The sequence below is a fragment of the Arthrobacter sp. NPDC093139 genome (genome assembly GCF_044754165.1).
GTDB lineage: Bacteria > Actinomycetota > Actinomycetes > Actinomycetales > Micrococcaceae > Arthrobacter.
The window spans coordinates 351,204-371,256 of sequence record NZ_JBIVOO010000001.1; the positions used below are offsets into that span (position 1 = coordinate 351,204).

The window sequence follows — 20,053 nt, forward strand, 5'->3', positions numbered from 1 at the left end:
GGGCGAAAACGCGCGGGGAGCGGTAAGCTCTACACCGAGTAGTAAAACCTTTAGTGTGCCCGGGACGCCATAGGCCGCCCTGGCAACAGCAACAAGTAGGAAGGGCCGTCTGTGAGTTCGCAGAACCGAACCGGCAGCCGACGCAAAACGATCACTACGATCACTGGCTTGGCAATCGCCGGCGCGTTGGTTTTGACCGGATGTTCGCCAGTGGTAGAGAAGGGGTGGCTGCCCACTGAGCGGGGGACCACCAGTAATACCGACCGCATCATGGACCTCTGGGTCAACTCATGGATTGCCGCGCTCGTGGTGGGCATCATTACCTGGGGTTTGATCGTCTGGTGCCTCGTCGCGTACCGGCGCCGCAAGGGAACCGTCGGATTCCCGCGACAGACCAGCTTCAACCTGCCGCTCGAGGTCTTCTACCTGACCATCCCGCTGTTCATGGTGCTGGTGTTCTTCTACTTCACCGACCGCGACCAGCAGGCCATCGATGACCGTTCGCAGCCAGCCGACGTCGTCGTCGACGTCCGCGGCAAGCAGTGGGCCTGGGACTTCAACTACAAGAAGGGCGAGGTCATCAAGGAGGACGTCCACGAAGCCGGCGTCCAGGCGCACCTGACCGGTGAAGCCGTGGACAAGGAGAAGCTCCCCACGCTCTACCTGCCCGTTGGCAAGTCCGTCGACGTGGAGCTGAACGCCCGCGACGTCATCCACTCCTTCTGGGTTCCCGCCTTCCTGCAGAAGCGCGACATGATCCCGGGTAAGACCAACTACATCCGGTTCACGCCCACCAAGGAAGGCACCTACGACGGCAAGTGCGCCGAGCTCTGCGGTGAATACCACTCCGAAATGCTCTTCCGCGTGAAGGTTGTTTCCGAGTCCGAATTCCAGGCGCACATGAACCAGCTCCGCCAGGACGGCAACACGGGCCTGCTCGGCGAAGAGTATGACCGCAACCCGAGCCTGACCGAGACGAAGTAAGGGGAGCGACGTGGCTACTTACACTCAATCCGCCGGGATCCTGGAATCTCCCGCAGCACCCGTAGTACCGAAATCCAAGGGGCGCGTGGTCGTCAACTGGATTACGTCCACCGACCACAAGACCATCGGGTACATGTACCTGATCGCGTCCTTCGTGTTCTTCTGCCTTGGCGGCGTGATGGCGCTGCTCATCCGTGCCGAACTTTTCGAGCCCGGCATGCAGATCCTGCAGACCAAGGAACAGTACAACCAGCTGTTCACGATGCACGGCACGGTCATGCTGCTGATGTTCGCCACCCCGCTCTTCGCAGGGTTCGCGAACGTCATCATGCCGCTGCAGATCGGCGCCCCCGACGTCGCCTTCCCGCGGCTGAACGCCCTGGCCTTCTGGTTCTTCCTCTTCGGTTCAACCATTGCCGTGTCCGGTTTCATCACCCCGCAGGGTGCCGCCTCGTTCGGCTGGTTCGCCTACGCGCCGCTGTCCAACACGACGTTCAGCCCCGGCATCGGTGGTGACCTGTGGGTCTTCGGCCTGGCGCTGTCCGGCTTCGGCACCATCCTCGGTGCCGTGAACTTCATCACCACCATCATTTGCATGCGTGCCCCGGGCATGACCATGTGGCGCATGCCGATCTTCACCTGGAACACGCTGGTCACGGCCATTCTGGTCCTGATGGCCTTCCCGCCGCTGGCTGCCGCACTGTTCGCGCTCGGCGCGGACCGCCGCTTCGGAGCCCACATCTTTGACCCGGAAAACGGGGGCGCCGTCCTGTGGCAGCACCTGTTCTGGTTCTTCGGCCACCCCGAGGTGTACATCATCGCGCTGCCGTTCTTCGGCATCGTGTCCGAGATCTTCCCGGTGTTCAGCCGCAAGCCTATCTTCGGGTACAAGGGTCTGGTCTACGCAACGATCGCCATCGCCGCCCTGTCGGTGACCGTGTGGGCGCACCACATGTACGTGACCGGTTCGGTGCTGCTGCCGTTCTTCGCCTTCATGACCATGCTCATCGCGGTGCCCACCGGCGTGAAGTTTTTCAACTGGATCGGGACGATGTGGCGGGGTTCGATCACGTTCGAGACCCCGATGCTGTGGAGCATCGGCTTCCTCATCACGTTCCTCTTCGGCGGCCTTACCGGCATCATCCTTGCCTCCCCGCCGCTGGACTTCCACGTCTCTGACTCGTACTTCGTGGTGGCGCACTTCCACTACGTGGTGTTCGGCACCGTGGTGTTCGCGATGTTCGCCGGCTTCTACTTCTGGTGGCCGAAGTGGACGGGCAAGATGCTCAACGAGCGCCTCGGCAAGATCCACTTCTGGCTCCTGTTCCTCGGCTTCCACGGCACGTTCCTGATCCAGCACTGGCTGGGTGTTGAAGGCATGCCGCGCCGCTACGCGGACTACATGATCGAGGACAACTTCACCTGGATGAACCAGTTCTCCACGATCTCCTCGTTCGTGCTGGGCGCGTCGCTGATCCCGTTCCTGTGGAACGTCTACGTCACCGCCCGCAACAGCGAAAAAGTCACGGTGGACGATCCCTGGGGCTTCGGCGCTTCGCTGGAGTGGGCCACTTCCTGCCCGCCGCCGCGCCACAACTTCACGTCCCTGCCGCGCATCCGTTCGGAACGTCCGGCTCTGGACCTGCACCACCCTGAACTCTCCCAGTCAAACACCGTTGAGTCACCGGCACCGGCAGCATCGGTACTCGGTAACGCCGATCAGAAGGACACTGCGCAGTGAAGATCGAATCTTGGATTTTTGGAGCCGGAGTCTTCTTCTTCGTACCGGTCTCGGTGATTTACGGGTTCCTCACCGACTGGTCTGAATGGGTGGGCATCCTGGGCATCCTGCTCGTTGGCGGCCTTGCAGGCATGATCGGCGCCTACCTCGGGTTTACCGGTAAGCGCGTCGGCCTGCGCCCCGAGGACCGCAACGACGCCGAGATCCACGAGGGTGCCGGCGAGCAAGGGCACTTCAGCCCCTGGAGCTGGTGGCCCCTGATGCTTGGTCTGACCTGCGCGGCAGGTTTCCTGGGTCTCGCCATCGGGTTCTGGATGACCTTCATTGCCGCAGGCATGGCGATCATCACCCTCGTAGGCTGGGTGTACGAGTACAGCCGCGGCGATCACGCCCACTAGGCTGTAGGTTTCGGCACTCAGACAGCTAACGACGGCGGGCCCCACCTTTTGGTGGGGCCCGCCGTCCTTTGTTGTTGGCATGCTAGGCAGTCGCCTGAGACTCCCGGGATGCCTGCGACTCCAGCAGCTCGGCCAGGCCGGTCAATGCGGCTTCGGCGTCGGTGATGCTGCGGCCTGCCGGCAGAGCGGATTCCGTGATTCCGAGTTCCACTTCGCAGCCGCAGTTGAAATCGGCGGTCATCACCTCCAGCAGGGACCTGGCGTCAACGGCGTCTATGCCGTCCTTCCTGATGGTCACCGGCAGACCGGTGTCCGTGACAGCACGGACGAAAACCGCCGCTGGGCGGGCATGCAGCCCTATGGCTGCTGAAACGATTGCCTTGCGAACTGGCAACTGGACTCCTCTATTCGGACGGAATGACGCCGTCGTCTTCATCGTTCGCCTTTAAGAATATCGTTGTGGAAGGGCCCATCCGTGCGCCGGAGGCTGGTCTAGACCTCGCAGGGAAGTGGCATATTCTTGAAGTGTGAATATGACTTTCAGGACCAGCCGCCATGGCCGCTAGCGCTGCGGGCATCGTCGGTGAGATTGACCGGAAGTCGGGCGTCCCCATCTATGTTCAGCTGAGGGAAATCCTTCGGACGTACATTTCGACGTCCTGTCCGCCCGGTTCGGGGCTTCCTTCGGAACGGGACCTGGCCGAAAGATTCGGACTCGCCCGCATGACCGTCCGCCAAGCCATTGATGCTCTGGTGGGCGAAGAGGTCATTGAGCGCGTGGTGGGCCTGGGTACGTTCGTCCGCAAGCCTAAGCTCGATTTGCAGGTGAAACTGACCTCGTACAGCGAGGAGATGCAGCGCCGCGGCATGGTGCCGGCAGCCAGGGTGCTCAGCTTCGAACAGATAGCCGCCAGTGCCTTTCTCGCGCGTGAACTCCAGCTGGAGGAGGGAACGCCCCTGGTGCGCTTCCGGCGCCTGCTGCTGGCCGATAATGAGCCGATGAGCGTTGATGAGAACTTCATTCCGGCCCACCGTGTACCGGGACTGCTGGACGGCGAGCCCCCAACCTCGCTCTACAACGTCCTGAGCGAACAGTTCGGCCTGGTCATGGAATGGGGGGAGGACATGATCGAAGCCACCGCCGCTTCGCCCTCCACCGCACGGCTGCTGAATGTCGAAATCGGTGCGCCGCTGCTGAAGATCCAGCGGCACGCCTTCGTTGCACGCGCGATGGTGGACTATTCTGTGTCCTTCTACCGTGCCGACCGCTACAAGCTCTGGGTGCCTCTGCAGCGCCCTGGCGTACGGCCCACGCGCAATCACGCCTCCGGGTACCGGAACCAGTAGCCAGAAGCCGGCTGAGGCGCCGTGAGGCTGCCGGCGGGCGCCGCCCCGCGTGGGCGACTGTGCCACCAGTCAGGGACGCAGAAATGCCCGGTCCCAAGGGACCGGGCATTTCTGCAGTGCTAGCCGCGTTGGCTGTTCCTAGTGGCTGAGGGTCTTCTGCCCCGTGCCTGCTTCGACAGCCTCGTGGTGGCCGTGGCTGGCTTCCAGCTCGGCCGGGGTTGCCGGGGCAACCCTGTCCTCGAAGAACCAGCGGGAGAGCGCCGCGCGGCGCTTTTCCTTGCGGGTCACCACACCGTGTTCGTTCGGTTCGGCCGGCAGCGGAACGGGAGACTCGAAGCCCACGAGCTTGTACCGCTTGTACTCGTCCAGGGGGGCGTGAACCTCGATGAATTCACCGTGCGGGAGGCGTACGATGCGTCCGGTTTCACGGCCGTGGAGGGCGATTTCACGGTCCTTGCGCTGCAGGGCCAGGGCCACGCGCTTCGTGACGACGAACGCGATGATCGGGCCGATGAAGAACAGCGCCCGCAGCCAGTACGTGACGTCGTTCAGCGAAACCATGAAGTGGGTTGCGATGAGGTCGGAGCTGGCTGCCGCCCACATGACGCAGTAGAACGTGAACCCTGCCATGCCGATCGCGGTTCGGGTAGGAGCGTTGCGCGGACGGTCGAGAACGTGGTGTTCGCGGTCGTCCTTGGTGATCCAGCGCTCGATCCACGGGTACATGAACAGAACGGTGAAGACGATGCCAGCCGGGACGAGGGCCGGCAGCAGGACGTTGAGGGTCAGCACGTAGCCGAAGACAACGAACTCGAAGTGGAAGTCGCCGAGGACACCCGGCATCAGGCGCAGTGCACCGTCAACCCAGCCGATGTACCAGTCAGGCTGGGTGCCTGCCGAAACGGGGGAGGGGTCGTAGGGCCCGTAGTTCCAAATCGGGTTGATGGTGAAGAAGCCTGCCATCAGAGCGATGACACCGAAGACGATGAAGAAGAATCCACCGGCCTTGGCAGCGTAGACCGGTCCAAGCGGGTAGCCGACGACGTTGTGGTCGTTGCGCCCCGGCCCGGGGTACTGGGTGTGCTTGTGCACAACCACCATGAAGAGGTGCAGGACGATCATCAGCAGGATCAGTGCCGGGACCAGCAGGATGTGGAGCACGTACAGGCGGCCGATGATCAACGTGCCGGGGAACTCCCCGCCGAAAAGGAAGAAGGAGATGTACGTGCCGATCACAGGGATGGACTTGATCACGCCGTCGATGATGCGCAGACCGTTGCCGGACAGCAGGTCATCGGGGAGTGAGTAACCGGTGAAGCCGGCAGCCATGGCCAGGATGAGCAGAACGCCGCCCACCACCCAGTTCAGTTCACGGGGCTTGCGGAAGGCGCCGGTGAAGAACACGCGAAGCATGTGCACGGCGACGGACGCCACGAACAGCAGGGCCGCCCAGTGGTGCACCTGGCGCATGAACAGCCCGCCGCGGACGTCGAAGGAGATGTCCAGCGAGGAGCTGTACGCCACCGACATTTCAACGTTCTTCAGTGGTGTGTACGAGCCGTTGTAGTGCGTTTCCGCCATGGACGGGTCGAAGAAGAACGTGAGGAACGTTCCGGAGAGCAGGAGGATGACGAAGGAGTACAACGCCACTTCGCCGAACATGAAGGACCAGTGGTCCGGGAACACCTTGCGGCCGAATTCGCGGAGAATACCGGATCCGCCGACGCGTGCATCGACGAAGTCGGTAACGCGTCCGACTTTGGTGTTGGCTACATAAGCGGGGGCTTTAGCTGTTGATGCTGCGCTCATGCTGATCACGCTCCCAGTAACTTGGTCCTACGGGTTCTTTGAAGTCGCTGGTAGCGACCAGGTAGCCCTCGTCATCAACCGCGATGGGCAGCTGGGGGAGAGGGCGGCTGGCGGGGCCGAAGATAACCTTGCATTCCTTTGTCAGGTCGAAGGTTGACTGGTGGCACGGGCACAGCAGGTGGTGCGTCTGCTGCTCATAGAGGGCGACAGGGCAACCAACGTGGGTGCAGATTTTGGAGTAGGCGACGATGCCGTTGTAACCCCAGTTTTCGCGGCCCGGAGAAGGGTTGAGCTTTGCCGGGTCGAGGCGCATGAGCAGCACGACGGCCTTCGCCTTCTCGTTCAGCTTGCCTTCGTGGAGGTCGTTGAGGCCTTCCGGGATGACGTGGAAGGCGGAACCGATGGTGACATCCGACGCTTTAATGGGGGTGCCGTCGGGGTCGCGGGCCAGCCGCTTGAGCTTGCCGTCCGTCGGGGCCCACATGGTGTGCGCCAGCTTGTTGTCAGGGCGCGGACCAAGATCGCCAAAGATGGCAAGCGCGGGCCATGGGGCGAAGAAAGCGGCACCGAGCAGGGTGTTCCGGATGAGGGGGCGGCGCTTGATTCCGGTTTCCTCGACGATGTCGTCGACGATCCGGACTGCTGCCGCGCGGTCATCCTCTTCGCGGATGGCGTGGCGCTCCTCGGAGACCTCGTGGTCCGGCATGAGGGCTTTGGCCCAGTGCACGATGCCCGTGCCGATGCCAAGCATGGCAAAGGCTGTGCCGATCCCAAGCAACATGTTCTGCAGCCTGATGGTGGCGATCGAGGAGTCATCGCCCAGGTCGATGGCGAAGTACGCCACCAGGAAGATCACGGTGCCAACGACCGAAGTGCCGAACAGCGCGGCTACCTGCCGTTCTGCTCGTTTTGCGGCCTTCGGGTCCGTGTCAGCCAGGCGCAAACGATGCGGAGGAATTCCAGGGTCCTGGAACTTCTCCACCTCATTCTGACCAGCCGTAGCTACGGTGCCCGAGTGGATCGGACTGCCGTCACTATGGTTGCCCATGATTCGCCTCATCCTTCTCTCGTCTCGGCGGTGCCGAGTTAGTGTTCAATTTCAAACCCGCTGAACGGTCAGCAGGACGTTTATTTGGAATGCCCTGCGCGTGCTAGGACGTGCGGGACGTCAGCCAGATGGTGAAGGCAATGATGACGCCCAGGCCTGCAATCCAGACAAAAAGGCCTTCGGATACCGGGCCGAGGGCTCCAAGGTCGGCGCCTCCGGGGGAGCCCGTGGTCTCAATCTGCTTCAGGAACGTGATGATGTCCCGCTTGTCTTCGGGGGTGATGTTGGAGTCACTGAAGACCGGCATGTTCTGCGGACCGGTCACCATCGCCTCGTAGATGTGCTTGCCCGACGTGTCGGCCAAGGCCGGAGCGAACTTGCCACGGGTCAGGGCGCCGCCTGCTGCCGCAGCGTTGTGGCACATGGCGCAGTTGACGCGGAACAGCTCGCCGCCCTTGGCTGCGTCACCCTGTCCGTCCAGGAGGGCTGCTTCGGGGATGGCTGGCCCGGCCCCCAGGGAGGCGACATAGGCTGAGAGCTGGTGGGTCTGCTGCTCGTTGAACTGGGCAGGCTTCTCGTAGGCCTGGGGGCCGTTCATCTGCATGGGCATGCGGCCGGTGCCAACCTGGAAGTCGACGGCAGCGGCGCCGACGCCTACCAGGGACGGACCGTCCTGCGTACCGCCGGCACCCATGCCGTGGCAGGTGGCGCAGTTCGCTTCGAAGAGCTTCTCGCCTTCCTCGACATCACTGGCGCTGAAGTTGGTGGTGCTGGCCTTCGCCTCGTTGACGGTGGTGGCGACGGCATACAGCCCACCAGTGAGGAGGAGGCCCATCAACAGCAGGGCTATTGCTGCCAGTGGGTGACGTCGCTTCTGCGAGAGTGCCTTCACGTGGTGGTTCCTTTATTTGATCGTGCGTCGGCTCCGGGAGCCGCTTCTTGAATTTCAGTCTCTTGGGGGACAAGAGCGAAGTTTTGGTTACATGAGGACATAGATGACCAGGAAGAGGCCAATCCAGACGACGTCCACGAAGTGCCAGTAGTAGGAGGTGACAATCGCCGAGGTTGCCTCGAAGTGACCGAACTTCTTAGCGGCGAAGGAGCGGCCCATGATGAGGAGGAACGCGACCAGGCCGCCGAGAACATGCAGGCCGTGGAAGCCGGTGGTCATGTAGAACGCCGAACCGTAGGCGTTGGACGACAGCGTCACGTGCTCGGAGACGAGCATCGCGTACTCGGTGGACTGGCCGGCCACGAAGAACGCGCCCATGAGGAATGTCAGGGTGAACCACTCGTTCATGCCCCAGCGGGTGAACTGCAGGGGACCACCGCTGCGGCGAGGCTGGAGCCGCTCTGCGGCGAAGACGCCCATCTGGCAAGTAAAGGAACTTGCCACGAGGACGATCGTGTTAACGAGCGCAAAGGGGAAGTTGAGCTTGGCCGTCTCTTCAGCCCACATCTCTCCGGAAGTGGAGCGGAGGGTGAAGTACATGGCGAAGAGGCCGGCGAAGAACATCAACTCGCTGGACAGCCAGACTACGGTTCCAACGGAAACCATATTGGGGCGGTTCAGCGTGGGGTGCGCCGGGGTACTGGGGGCATGGGTCGCAGATGTCACATAGACATTATGTCTATAAAACTCCGTCCTGCCCAACGCAAACCGCCTTTTCGGGGGACTTTTTCTACAAAGACGCGAAATCGCGCGGAAAAGTTCCCCGAGGGGTTCATATTGGTCATCGGAAGCCCCACCTCGATAGCATCGGGTGGTGACTTCACAGCTATCGGCACAGGCGGCAGGTAACACCTGGCCGCGGCTCATCTCCACGCTGATTGACGGTAAGGACCTGACGGCAGAGAGTACGGGCTGGGCCATGGGGACCATCATGTCGGGTGAGGCCACCCCTGCCCAGATCGCCGGATTCCTTGTGGCGCTGCGCGCCAAGGGAGAGACCGTGGACGAGATCGCAGGCCTTGTCGACGCCATGGTTGCCCATGCCAACCCCATCAACATCTCTGGCGAGAAGCTCGACATCGTGGGCACGGGCGGCGACCAGCTGAACACCGTTAACATCTCCACCATGGCCGCGCTCGTCTGCGCCGGTGCCGGTGCCAAAGTGGTGAAGCACGGCAACCGCGCCGCATCGTCGTCGTCCGGTTCGGCAGATGTGCTTGAAGCGCTGGGCGTCCGGCTGGATCTCTCCATTGCTGACGTTGCACGGAATGCCGAAGAGGCCGGCATCACGTTCTGCTTCGCCCAGGTGTTCCATCCGTCGTTCCGCCACACCGCTGTGCCGCGCCGGGAGCTCGCGATACCCACGGCATTCAACTTCCTTGGTCCGCTCACCAACCCGGCAAGGGTCCAGGCGTCGGCCGTTGGTGTGGCCAACGCCCGGATGGCGCCGCTGGTGGCCGGCGTGCTGGCCAAGCGCGGCAGCCGCGGACTCGTCTTCCGCGGAAGCGACGGCCTGGACGAACTGACCACCACGGGTCCGTCGACTGTTTGGGAGATTCGCGACGGCGGGGTCACCGAACAGCAGTTTTCGCCGGCGGAGCTCGGGATCCGTCACGCAACGGTAGAGGAACTCCGCGGCGGAGACGCCCAGGCGAACGCCGCCGTCGTCCGCCAAGTGCTGGCCGGCAACGCCGGACCAGCACGCGATGCTGTCCTGCTAAATGCGGCCGCCGGACTGGTGGCGTATGACGTGGACGCCGAAGGCCCCCTGACTGAGCGCATGGGGAAGGCGCTGGCCCGCGCCGCTGTGTCCATCGACTCGGGGGCGGCAGCCGCAGTCCTGGACAAGTGGGTCAGCCTCACGCAAGGGTAAGGCTGACGATTCGGCCAAGCATGCCCGGCCGGGCATAACGGGCCGGGCCGCCAGCGGGTGTTCCAGAACGGTTAGGTGCCCGCCGACGGGGCGGTTAGAGGCTGCCCGATGGGAATGACGTGCGGACGCCCGTCGGTCGGTTCGCTCACCACCTGGGCCTCCAGCCCAAAAACTTCGCGCAGCAGCTCCGGCGTCACCACTTCTGCGGGCGTTCCCTGCGCCACGATGCGGCCGTCCTTCATGGCAACGATATGGTCCGAGTAGCGGGCTGCCAGCGAGATGTCGTGAAGCACCATGACCACCGTCCTGTCGTGGCGGCGGTTCAATCGGCGCACAAGTTCCAGGACATCCACTTGGTGGGCGAGGTCCAGGTAGGTCGTGGGCTCGTCGAGGAGGAGTATCCCGGTTTCCTGGGCTAGGGTCATGGAGATCCATGCCCGTTGCCGCTGGCCTCCGGACAGATCCTCGAGCGGAGTGTCGGCCAGTTCCGTGATGTCGGTGGCGCGGAGCGCCTCTTCAACAACCGACTGGTCTTCGGGCGAGAACTGCTGGTACCACTTTTGCCGCGGATGCCTGCCGCGGGAGACCAGGTCTGCCACGGTCAGCCCCGAAGGCGCCGTGGGCGTTTGCGGCAGGATGCTGATTCTCGTGGCGATGTGGCGCGTGGACCGGCTCCCCAGCGCCGCGCCGTCCAGGAGTACTTCCCCTGAGCGTGGCGCAATGAGCCTGCCTAGGCCGCGGAGGAGCGTCGACTTGCCGCATCCGTTGGGCCCGATGATGGATGTGATCCGTTCATTCGGGATTGTCAGGGACAGGTCATGGATGATGTTGGGACCGTCGTAGCCCAGGCTGAGGTTTTCAGTCCGCAGCCCTTCATGCCGCTGTGTGGCGATATTCAACTCAGCCTCCGCTGGTACTTCAGGAGCAGGTGGATCAGGAACGGTGCGCCCAGAACGGCGGTGGCGACGCCGACGGGCAAAGGAGCGCTGAGGGCGTTGGCCGAAATCGTGTCGGCCAAAAGGACGAACACCGCACCCACCAGGGCTGAGACGCCGACCGGGGGAACAACGCCCGATGTCAGGGACCGGGCGATCTGGGGGCTGGCCAGGGCAACGAAGGCCACCGGACCCGCCGTCACCGTGGCAACGGACGCCAGCAGCACCGCAATGGTCAGCACGGTCAGCCGCACGGCCGCGATGCGGGTGCCGAGCCCGACGGCGGTGTCCTCGCCGAATCCGGTCAGCAGCAGCCACCGGCCGCTGAGGACAGCGGCGGCGATGAGCACCGCGGAGCTGAGTGCCATCGGCTGGACGGTCGTCCAGTCCTTGCCGTTGAGCGAGCCAGTCATCCAGGTCAGGGCTTGTGCCGCGCTGGTTACGTCGCCCAGAGTCAGGATCCAGGTGGTGAGGCTCGCGGCAAGGCCAGAAATGCCAAGCCCGGCGAGGACGAGCCGATAGCTGTCCAAACCCCTGCGGTAGGCGAGCACGTAGACCGCGACACCGCTGAGAATGCCGGCAGTGAAAGCCGCAGCAGGCATGCCCACGGTGGCGGCGAGCCCGCTGAGCCCTGCATGTCCTCCGCCCGCGATCACCAGGACTGCCACCGCGCCGAGCGACGCTCCTGCGGTCACCCCCAGCAGGTCCGGGCTGGCCAGGGGATTGCGGGCCACCGTCTGGGTGATGGCCCCGGCCGCGGCCAGGCAGGCGCCGACCAGGACGGCGGCAACCATGCGTGGTGCGCGGAACTCCGTGACAGCCAGATGTGTCCGGGGGCTGGACATGTCGCCGAAGAGCGCCCGAAGAACATCTGGATATGGCAGGGGTGTCCCCCCGAAGGCAACATGCAAGGCCATCGCGGCAACCAGCACCGCGGCGAGCAAGGCACCCACCAGCATCAGGCGGAGATTGACCCGAATGGACACCGGCCCCACGCGCAGCGCTCCGATGGTGGCGGCGCCGGTCCGCTGGCCGCTTTCGATGACCGTCATAGCGTTGCCAGCCTGCGGCGTCGGGCCAAATGGACGAAGAAGGGGGCTCCGACGACGGCGAGGACCACTCCGACGGAAAGTTCGCCGGGACGGGCTATGACGCGTCCCGCGGTGTCGGCCAGGAGCAGCAGCGTCGCTCCCGTCACGGCGGACAGCGGTATCAGCCAGCGGTAGTCGGGTCCGGTCAGGGTGCGGGTGATGTGGGGGACCAGCAGCCCGGCGAAGGCAATCGGCCCTGCCATCGTGACCGCTGAACCGGCCAGCAGAGTGATGGCCGCGATTCCGGCGGCGCGGGCCTTGAACACGGAAATCCCCAGCGAAACAGCCGCATCCGATCCCAGAGCCAGCGCGTTCAAGGGCCGGATGTTCAGCACGGCCAGAATGGCGCCGGCGCAGATGAACGGCCAGATCACCGTGAGCACATCACTGTGTCCGGCCAGCGACCCGACCTGCCAGAACCGGAGAGTGTCGAGCGCCTGGTCGTTGAGCAGGACGATGCCGGCCACGAGCCCGGAACACAGCGCCGTCACCGCCGCCCCGGCCAGGACCAGGGTCACGGGGGTGGCGCCGTGGCGGGCAGCAGAACCAACGGCAAAAACCAGGACGCTGGCGGCCAGTGCTCCGGCGAAAGCCAGCAGAGCCTGCACCAGCGCGGGTGCCTCCCCGGCGAGCGCCGTCGCGGTAACGATGGCCAGGGCCGCCCCCTGGTTGATGCCCAAAAGTCCGGGGTCCGCAACGGGATTCCGGGTGTGTCCCTGGATCAGGGTACCGGCCAGTCCCAGGCAGATTCCTGCACAGACAGCCAGGACGGTGCGCGGCCAGCGAAGCTCGCGCACGGTCACATCCATGACGGTGCCGTCCGGGGTGAACAGTGCGTGCCAGACCTCCTGTAGCGACGACGGCTGCCCGCCTATGCAAATGCTCAGGACGGCCGCCGCAATCATCGCCGCCAAGGATGTGGCCAGCCAGCGCACCGCTGATCTGCCCGGGCGCCGTCCGCGCCGGGATGCTTCCGCCAGCTCCGGCTCTGCCAAAGCGTCGGTCGGATCCAGTGTTTTCACTCGGTCCTTCCATTAAGTCATGTCTTTGTAATCTATTTCCCGCAGGCCTGCTACAGTCTACGGCAGACACACAGGTAAGCCTTGCCTAATACGTCGAACCCCCCGTCACATCGTTTGAAAGCGAAACAGTGAAAACACGCATCCTCAAGAACTTCAGCGCGGCGGCCGCCGGCATGGCGCTGCTCGCCACCGCTGCCTGCGGCACCCCGGCCGCCACCAGCGGACCCGCGGGGTCGGACGCCACACAGGCGGCGGCCGCGCAGTCTGCCGGTTATCCCCTGACCATGGAACACACCATGGGCAAGACCACGATCGAAGCGGCACCCAAGCGCGTCGTGGCGCTGGATCCCAGCTACATCGACGCTGCCCTCCTGCTCGGCGCTGACCTGGTCGGCTACGTGCAGTACCGCCAGGATCCGAAAGCACCCTTCTCGCCGTATCTCGGCGACGTCGCGGATGCCACGAAGGATGCAGTGAACGTTGGCACCATGGCCGAGCCGAATCTGGAAAAGATCCTTGAGCTGCAGCCGGACCTCATCGTTTCCGCCAAGGTCCGCCACGAGGCCCTCTACCCGCAGTTGTCCAAAATCGCGCCCACCATTTTCTCCGTGAGCACCGGCCCGACCTGGAAGGAAAACGTCGTCTTCCTGGGCGAGGCGCTCGGTAAAAAGGCGAAAGCCGAAGAGCTCGTCAAGGCCTACGAGGACAGGGCCCAGAAGGTGGGTGCGGAGATCCTGAAGAAGAAGCCGGACGCGACATACTCGCTCGTCCGCTTCACCGGCGGAGACACCGCCCGGCTGTACTCGTCCAACTCGTTCATTGGCGAAATCATGGCGGACATGCGCATCCCGCGGCCCAAGACAGCTCCGGACAGCACCGAGGAAATTTTTGTCCCGCTTTCGTCCGAGCAGATCCTCCAGGGCGACGCCGGCCTCGTCATGGTGAGCGCATTCACGCCTCCCGGCCCGGAGGGCGACACGGCCCGGGCCCAGCAGGAGAAGTTCCAGTCCAACCCGCTGTGGAAGAAGCTGAAAGGCGATGTCGTCGCCGTCGATGACGCAACCTTCCTCGCCTCCGTGAGCATCCAGGGCGCTCATGCCGTCATCACGGACCTGGCCAAGCACTATGGAGTGGATCCCCACCTGCCGTAGCCCGACCGAAAGCGGTGGCCGGCAGCAGCTGAGGCAGCATTAACTGCTCGGCATGCTGCCGGCCACTGCTTTGGTCTCGATCCAAGCGGAAACAAAGGAAGAGGAAAATGAGCAGCCCCGGATCCAGCACCTGCCCGCTGCGGGTTTTTGACGTCGTCGTCCGCCGCGTCCGGCAACTGAGCCCCCATGTCCGCCGAATCACGTTCGGCGGTCCTGGTCTGGAGAGGTTTGGAGTCCCGGGCCCGACGCTGGACCTGAGGATCAAACTGCTCCTGCCTGTTCCGGGACACGCATTGTCAAGGCCAGGCTCATCTGACGGCCAACTGCAGGAGGGGTGGTACCAGGACTGGCTCCGCATCGCCCAGCCAAAGCGTGGCTGGCTGCGCAGCTACACCGTGCGGGCACTCCGTGCCGCCCCGGATGGGCAGGAACTCGATGTCGATTTCGTCATTCATGCCGCGTCCCACCCCGTCTCACACGCTGTCGACGACGCGTGTTCCGCCCCGGCGTCTGACTGGGCGCGGGCTGCAGAACCCGGAAGCACGGCTGTCCTGGTCGGCCCCGATGCCCTCAGCAGCAGAACGGCCCCGCCCGCCGGGACAGGCATCAGGTGGGATCCCCAGGGCGCACGCCAGGTTCTTCTCGCCGGGGACGAAACGGCGGTGCCGGCGGTCAGCTCAATCCTCGAAGCTTTGCCTGTTGGCGCCACCGGCCGGGCCTTCCTGGAGGTGCCCGATGACAGTGACTTCCAGGATCTCAGGTCCGAATCCGGAGTAGTGGTCACTTGGCTGGCCCGGAACCCGACGAAAGCACCCCGTGGCCAATTGCTGTGTGACGCCGTCCGGCGTTCATATGCGGCCGGTGAGGCTTCGGAGGAGCTGTATGCCTGGGTGGCAGCGGAAGCCAGCACGGTCAAGAACCTTCGCATCCACCTCGTGCAGCATCTGGGCATGGACCCCAAACGATCCGAGCTAAGGGCCTACTGGAGCCTCGGGAAGGCAGGATCGGGCGCCAACGGCATCCCGGTCAAACAACAGGTCAGCTGATACTCGTGGGCGGATGACCGCTGTTACTCCTCGAAGCCCAGCGCAAACGCGGCGTCAAGGTCGTGCTGCGAGTATGCGCGGAAGGCGATGTGGGTAGTGGTGTGGACCACGGCCGGGACCTTGGACAGCCTGTCCGCGATGACATCCGCAAGTTCCTCGTGCTGTGACACCCGGGCCACTGCAATGAGGTCCCATTCTCCGGTAACCGAGTACACCTCGCTAATGCCCTGGATGGCGGAAATTTCCTCGGCAGTTTCGGGGATTCGCGAGGCGTCTGTCTTAATCAGGACGAAGGCGGTAATCACTGGTAACCCTTCCGGATCTGTTGTGCCCCGGCAGTGCCGGCGGGGTGCATACTGTGCTGCCAGCCTAGTACATCAGTCTCGCCGTCGTGATCGCCGCAGCCGCAGGAACCCGAGGACCAGAGCCCGGTAGCCAAGGAGCAACACAGCGAGGCTGATGAGCGCGACGATGACGAACGGCAGCACCACGGTTTGCCCGGTCAGGGCACGCAGCGCCATCCCGACGCCTACCGTGCCCAGCCATACGGCCACGCCGGCCGGCCACAGCGCGAGCGGTTCCCGCCACAGCCGCAGCAGCAGCCACGTGACTGCTGCGCCAGCGAGGAACGGCCACGCCGTGAGGAGCACTCCCGTAATGACGTCGCCCCGTGCATGGGCGTCACGGCCTATGGCTGCAAACACCATGATGAGCAGGGCATCGGCCGCTGCCGCGGAGGCGGTGACAGCGGGGATGGACCGCTCCGAACGTGTGGGACTTTTCGTCGGGCGCATGCCATTGAGCCTAGCCGTTTCGGCCATGGTGTTGCCCATCTGTTGCCCGACCCGTTGTCAGGGCTCCCGCGCAGGGCTACGCTCGAGCCGGCAAGCATCGGGGGCCAGCGGCTGGCCCGGCGCCGGAAGAGTACCGGGAGAAGGAAAGCATCATGCAAAAGATCACTGCCTGTCTTTGGTTCGACAACCAGGCCGAAGAAGCGGCCGAGTACTACGTGTCCGTCTTTGACAATGCCAGGATCAACAGCGTTTCGCGCTTCGACGAAGGCGGCCCCGGCCCGGAAGGGCAGGTCATGTTTGTGGAGTTCACCATTGAGGGCCAGGCGTTCCAGGAGCTGAATGGGGGACCTGCGTCCTCGTTCACGGAAGCCGTTTCGTTCTCGGTCGACTGCGCGTCCCAGGACGAAGTGGACCGCTACTGGAACGCCCTGACGCACGGCGGGACTGAGAGCCAGTGCGGCTGGCTCAAGGACAGGTACGGGGTCTCCTGGCAGATTGTCCCGTCGGCGCTCGGCGGGCTCCTCGGCGGACCGGACGCCGCCGGAGCCCAGCGGGCCATGCAGGCGATGCTCTCGATGAGGAAACTGGATATCGCAGAGATTCAAAAGGCGTACGACGGCGGCTGAAGCGGCTGGGTGCCCTTCGGCCCCCCTTCTCCGCCGTAGCGGCATGCGCCCGGTATCCGGTCCGGCGGGGGCCGGGGGCGTCGAGCAGTCGGCCCGTAGCCTCTGAGGCGCTGACTCCGAGTCCACTGCGCTCAAGGATCGAGGGCGCGTAGTAGTTCACCGTGGTGATGCCCGTCGCCTGCTGAACCACTGCGAGACCGGTGCCGGTCCATCGCCACGCCCAGCATGAGGCGCCAGACCTGCGGGTCATGAATAAGGGCGTCCAGGAGGGCGTTGATTGCGAAGGCGAGCATCTGACCAGCCACGATCATCAGCCCGTTGATGGTGACCATGCGCCCCCGCGGGTGGGCGGGGGCCATCCCAGCCAAGTAGAGGGGCACGTCACCGCTGCCGCGCCGACGCCGGAAGTGATCCCCTAATTCGGGTGGGAAGCTGTGCGCCTCCATGGCAATCCCAAGGTTTTCAGAACTTAGCGGGAGCACGATGGGTGATGTTTCATCCTCAGGTGGACTAATGACGCTTCCCAGCAGCCTCAGCCGCAAGCCGGGCTGGGCCGTAGCTGATCCCGGACGGGTTGGTTTTCCTCGTCCGGATGACTTTCATCGCCGAAGAGAAACTACGAAATGATGAAAAAAACGCTCCGCTGGTTCAGCCATTTGCTCGTTTTGTCCATCGTCGCCGCGGGGGGCCTGGTGGGCGTCTCGGGCCCGGCGCAGGCGGCCACTGTCGGCACGCCGAGCATCACGTATTCCGGGGTGAGCAACCCTCCGACGGCGGACAAGCCGCAGAGCAAGCTGTGGTGGAATGACGGGTCCTGGTGGGCGAACATGTGGACCACGGGCAGCGGGTGGAGCATTTACCGGCTGGACCGGGATACGGCCACGTGGGTGGACACCGGGGTGCGGAGCGACAGCCGGGGCAGCAGTTCCTCGGACACGTTGTGGGACGGCAGCAAGTTGTACATTGCCTCGAACGTGGTGACGTCGGGTTCGTCGGCGTCCGGGCAGCCCGCCCGGCTGTACCGCTACAGCTACTCGGGCGGGAGCTACTCGCTGGACGGCGGGTTCCCGGAGACCATTTCGAACAACAGCAGCGAGTCGCTGACCATCGATAAGGACTCCACCGGGGCGCTGTGGGCCACCTGGACCCAGGCCACGAGCACCACGAACACCGTTTTCGTGAACAGTTCCGGCCCCGGCGGCACGGGCTGGGGGACCCCGTTCGTGGTGCCGGGCGCGGCGGACCCGAACCCGACGCCGGATGACCTGTCCGCCATCGTGGCGTTCAAGGGCGATGAAATCGGGATCATGTGGACGGACCAGGCCACCGGCACCGCGCACTGGGCCACCCACAGAGACGGCACCGATCCGAGGGCGGCGTCGTCGTGGCGGCACCGCGAAGCCATCCGCGGGAACCGGCAGGTTGATGACCATCTGAACATCAAGACGCTGCAGGCCGATCCGACCGGCCGGGTTTATGCCGCGGTGAAGACCGGCCTCAATGACGGCTCGACGGATCCGAACCTGGCCCAGGAGGTGCTGGTGGTGTTCAAGCCGGGCACGGGGGTTTTTGAGCAAACCACGATCGCCCGGACCGGGGACTGCGTCTCGCGTCCGCAGATCCTGCTCGATACCGAGAACAACCTGGTCCGTGCCTTCCACACCGCACCCTCGACCACGGTCAGCGGGTGTGCGTTTTCCGGGGTGGCCGGCAGCATCTATGAAAAGACCGCGGACATGGACAACCCGGTCTTCGGGACCGGCCGCGGCACGCCGGTCATCGAGGACGCCAATTCGGCCAACATGAACAACGTGACCAGCACCAAGCAGAGCGTGAACGCCGTCACCGGGATCGTCGTCATGGCCACCGATCACGTCGCCAAACGCTACTGGTATTCAGACCGCAGCCTCGGCACCCCGCCCCCGCCCGGCGGCGCCCCGACCGCGTCGTTCACGGCCTCACCGACGTCCGGCACGGCACCGTTGACGGTGAACTTCACCGACACCTCCACCGGCGGCCCGCTGTCCTGGGCGTGGGAGTTCGGCGACGGCGAAACCGCGACCGCGCAAAACCCCTCCCACACCTACACGGCGGCCGGGACCTACACGGCCCGGCTGACCGTCACCAACGACGAGGGCTCCGATACCAGCACGCGCAGGATCACCGTTGATCCTGCCGGCGGAGGCGGCACCCCAGCCGAGATCGCCGTGCGCAGCACACGGACCGCGTCCACGGAAACGGTGACCACCACGGTCTCCCTGCCCGCGCCGACCGGCCGGGCGGCCGGTGACGTCCTGGTGGCGTCCTTCACCGCGGACAAGAACCCCACGCTTGCCGTCCCGGCCGGCTGGACCGCGATCACCGGCGGGCTCTCGATCGGCACCGGCGCCCGCGTGTTCGCGTACTACCGGGTGGTTGGTTCCGCCGACCCGGCGAGCTATACGTGGACGCTGAGCACGGCCGTGAAGTGGGGCGGCGGCATCACCGCCTACACCGGGGTCAACACCACCACGCCGCTGGACAGTACCGTGGCCACCGCCGTCAACTCGAGCTTCTCGGCGACCAGCATCGCGGTCGGCAGCATCACCACCGCCAGCAACGGGGCCCTGCTCATCGGCGGGCTCGGGTTCGACAGCTCCAGCCCGGCAGCCACTGCTCCCACGGGCTGGACCGAGCGCTGGGAAACCACCGGCGGCCAGGTCGCGGAGCAGGCTGACAGGACCCAGGCCACCGCCGGCGCGGCCGGCACCGCCACCTGGACCTTCAGCAGCGGCAAAGCCGTCGCCGCCTGGCGCACCGCCCTGAAACCGGGCGCGACGGTGCCGCCGCCCGGGCCCACCGCGCCCGTCGCGTCGTTCACGGCCTCGCCGACCACGGGCACAGTCCCGCTGGCGGTGAACTTCACCGACACCTCCACCGGTTCGCCGACGTCGTGGGCGTGGGAGTTCGGTGACGGCGCAACGTCAACCTCGCAGAATCCGTCCCACACTTACACCACGGCAGGGACCTACACCGCACGGCTGACCGCCACCAACGCCGCCGGATCATCCTCGAGCACGCGGACGATTACGGTCAACCCGGTCAGCGGGCCTGCCGCCCCCGTCGCGTCGTTCACGGCCTCGCCGACCACGGGCACGGCTCCGCTGGCGGTGAACTTCACCGACACCTCCACCGGTTCGCCGACGTCGTGGGCGTGGGAGTTCGGTGACGGCGCAACGTCAACCTCGCAGAATCCG

20 protein-coding genes are annotated in these 20,053 nt (G+C 64.7%); 9 read left to right on the plus strand and 11 right to left on the minus strand.

Annotation, left to right across the window (positions count from 1 at the left end):
* Positions 1–111 precede the first annotated feature (111 nt).
* From coxB to ACIP90_RS01780, 3 genes are read left to right on the plus strand one after another with little or no spacing between them, the layout of a single operon-like run.
* Positions 112–984: a cytochrome c oxidase subunit II gene (gene coxB, locus ACIP90_RS01770; protein WP_400576220.1), complete on the plus strand. Its 873-nt coding sequence runs from the start codon at positions 112–114 to the stop codon at positions 982–984.
* A gap of 10 nt (positions 985–994) precedes the next feature.
* On the plus strand, positions 995–2,725 hold the full coding sequence (ctaD, locus tag ACIP90_RS01775; protein ID WP_400576222.1) for a cytochrome c oxidase subunit I: 1,731 nt from the start codon (positions 995–997) through the stop codon (positions 2,723–2,725).
* Positions 2,722–3,123: a cytochrome c oxidase subunit 4 gene (locus ACIP90_RS01780; protein ID WP_400576224.1), complete on the plus strand. Its 402-nt coding sequence runs from the start codon at positions 2,722–2,724 to the stop codon at positions 3,121–3,123. Before ctaD ends, ACIP90_RS01780 begins: the two co-directional genes overlap by 4 nt.
* An 82-nt stretch (positions 3,124–3,205) precedes the next feature.
* Here the strand turns inward: ACIP90_RS01780 and ACIP90_RS01785 are convergent, their stop codons facing one another.
* Positions 3,206–3,517 (minus strand): HPr family phosphocarrier protein, encoded by a 312-nt coding sequence (locus ACIP90_RS01785; RefSeq protein WP_400576226.1) that lies wholly within the window; start codon positions 3,515–3,517, stop codon positions 3,206–3,208.
* A gap of 161 nt (positions 3,518–3,678) precedes the next feature.
* Here ACIP90_RS01785 and ACIP90_RS01790 point away from each other — a divergent pair, with 161 nt between their 5' ends.
* Positions 3,679–4,470, plus strand: coding sequence for a GntR family transcriptional regulator (locus ACIP90_RS01790; protein WP_400576228.1), 792 nt, complete (start codon positions 3,679–3,681; stop codon positions 4,468–4,470).
* A 138-nt stretch (positions 4,471–4,608) separates the two neighbouring features.
* Here the strand turns inward: ACIP90_RS01790 and ACIP90_RS01795 are convergent, their stop codons facing one another.
* From ACIP90_RS01795 to ACIP90_RS01810, 4 genes are all read right to left on the minus strand, one after another.
* Positions 4,609–6,279, minus strand: a complete 1,671-nt coding sequence (locus ACIP90_RS01795; RefSeq protein ID WP_400576230.1) for a cytochrome bc complex cytochrome b subunit — start codon at positions 6,277–6,279, stop codon at positions 4,609–4,611.
* Entirely contained in the window at positions 6,257–7,327 is a 1,071-nt protein-coding gene (locus ACIP90_RS01800) for a Rieske 2Fe-2S domain-containing protein (protein ID WP_400576232.1), read from the minus strand. The genes ACIP90_RS01795 and ACIP90_RS01800 overlap by 23 nt, the downstream gene beginning before the upstream one ends.
* Before the next feature lie 103 nt (positions 7,328–7,430).
* Complete coding sequence (locus ACIP90_RS01805; RefSeq protein ID WP_400576234.1) at positions 7,431–8,219, minus strand: c-type cytochrome; 789 nt, start codon at positions 8,217–8,219, stop codon at positions 7,431–7,433.
* A gap of 87 nt (positions 8,220–8,306) precedes the next feature.
* Positions 8,307–8,981: a heme-copper oxidase subunit III gene (locus ACIP90_RS01810; protein ID WP_400576236.1), complete on the minus strand. Its 675-nt coding sequence runs from the start codon at positions 8,979–8,981 to the stop codon at positions 8,307–8,309.
* Positions 8,982–9,093: 112 nt separating this feature from the next.
* Here ACIP90_RS01810 and trpD point away from each other — a divergent pair, with 112 nt between their 5' ends.
* Positions 9,094–10,152, plus strand: coding sequence for an anthranilate phosphoribosyltransferase (trpD, locus tag ACIP90_RS01815; protein ID WP_400576238.1), 1,059 nt, complete (start codon positions 9,094–9,096; stop codon positions 10,150–10,152).
* Between the two features lie 71 nt (positions 10,153–10,223).
* Here trpD and ACIP90_RS01820 read toward each other — a convergent pair whose 3' ends face one another.
* From ACIP90_RS01820 to ACIP90_RS01830, 3 genes are read right to left on the minus strand one after another with little or no spacing between them, the layout of a single operon-like run.
* The gene (locus ACIP90_RS01820) at positions 10,224–11,051 is read right to left on the minus strand and encodes an ABC transporter ATP-binding protein (protein WP_400576240.1); all 828 of its coding nucleotides are present in this window, start codon (positions 11,049–11,051) and stop codon (positions 10,224–10,226) included.
* Complete coding sequence (locus tag ACIP90_RS01825) at positions 11,048–12,139, minus strand: FecCD family ABC transporter permease (protein WP_400576242.1); 1,092 nt, start codon at positions 12,137–12,139, stop codon at positions 11,048–11,050. The genes ACIP90_RS01820 and ACIP90_RS01825 overlap by 4 nt, the downstream gene beginning before the upstream one ends.
* On the minus strand, positions 12,136–13,200 hold the full coding sequence (locus tag ACIP90_RS01830) for a FecCD family ABC transporter permease (protein ID WP_400576244.1): 1,065 nt from the start codon (positions 13,198–13,200) through the stop codon (positions 12,136–12,138). Before ACIP90_RS01830 ends, ACIP90_RS01825 begins: the two co-directional genes overlap by 4 nt.
* A gap of 128 nt (positions 13,201–13,328) precedes the next feature.
* Between ACIP90_RS01830 and ACIP90_RS01835 the strand changes: the two genes are divergently transcribed.
* Positions 13,329–14,351, plus strand: coding sequence for an ABC transporter substrate-binding protein (locus ACIP90_RS01835; protein WP_400576246.1), 1,023 nt, complete (start codon positions 13,329–13,331; stop codon positions 14,349–14,351).
* 107 nt (positions 14,352–14,458) lie between these two features.
* Complete coding sequence (locus tag ACIP90_RS01840) at positions 14,459–15,397, plus strand: siderophore-interacting protein (RefSeq protein ID WP_400576248.1); 939 nt, start codon at positions 14,459–14,461, stop codon at positions 15,395–15,397.
* Between the two features lie 23 nt (positions 15,398–15,420).
* On the opposite strand, the gene ACIP90_RS01845 is transcribed toward ACIP90_RS01840, so the two are convergent.
* Both ACIP90_RS01845 and ACIP90_RS01850 read right to left on the minus strand, forming a co-directional pair.
* Positions 15,421–15,702, minus strand: a complete 282-nt coding sequence (locus ACIP90_RS01845; RefSeq protein WP_400576250.1) for an Lrp/AsnC family transcriptional regulator — start codon at positions 15,700–15,702, stop codon at positions 15,421–15,423.
* A gap of 72 nt (positions 15,703–15,774) precedes the next feature.
* Positions 15,775–16,191 (minus strand): DUF3054 domain-containing protein, encoded by a 417-nt coding sequence (locus tag ACIP90_RS01850; protein WP_400576252.1) that lies wholly within the window; start codon positions 16,189–16,191, stop codon positions 15,775–15,777.
* A 152-nt stretch (positions 16,192–16,343) separates the two neighbouring features.
* On the opposite strand from ACIP90_RS01850, the gene ACIP90_RS01855 reads away from it, so the two are divergent.
* Positions 16,344–16,817: a VOC family protein gene (locus ACIP90_RS01855; protein WP_400576254.1), complete on the plus strand. Its 474-nt coding sequence runs from the start codon at positions 16,344–16,346 to the stop codon at positions 16,815–16,817.
* Between the two features lie 131 nt (positions 16,818–16,948).
* On the opposite strand, the gene ACIP90_RS01860 is transcribed toward ACIP90_RS01855, so the two are convergent.
* Positions 16,949–17,176: an MFS transporter gene (locus ACIP90_RS01860; protein WP_400576256.1), complete on the minus strand. Its 228-nt coding sequence runs from the start codon at positions 17,174–17,176 to the stop codon at positions 16,949–16,951.
* Positions 17,177–17,440: 264 nt separating this feature from the next.
* On the opposite strand from ACIP90_RS01860, the gene ACIP90_RS01865 reads away from it, so the two are divergent.
* Positions 17,441–20,053 (plus strand): PKD domain-containing protein (locus ACIP90_RS01865; protein WP_400576258.1); only part of this gene is annotated, 2,613 nt, incomplete at its 3' end.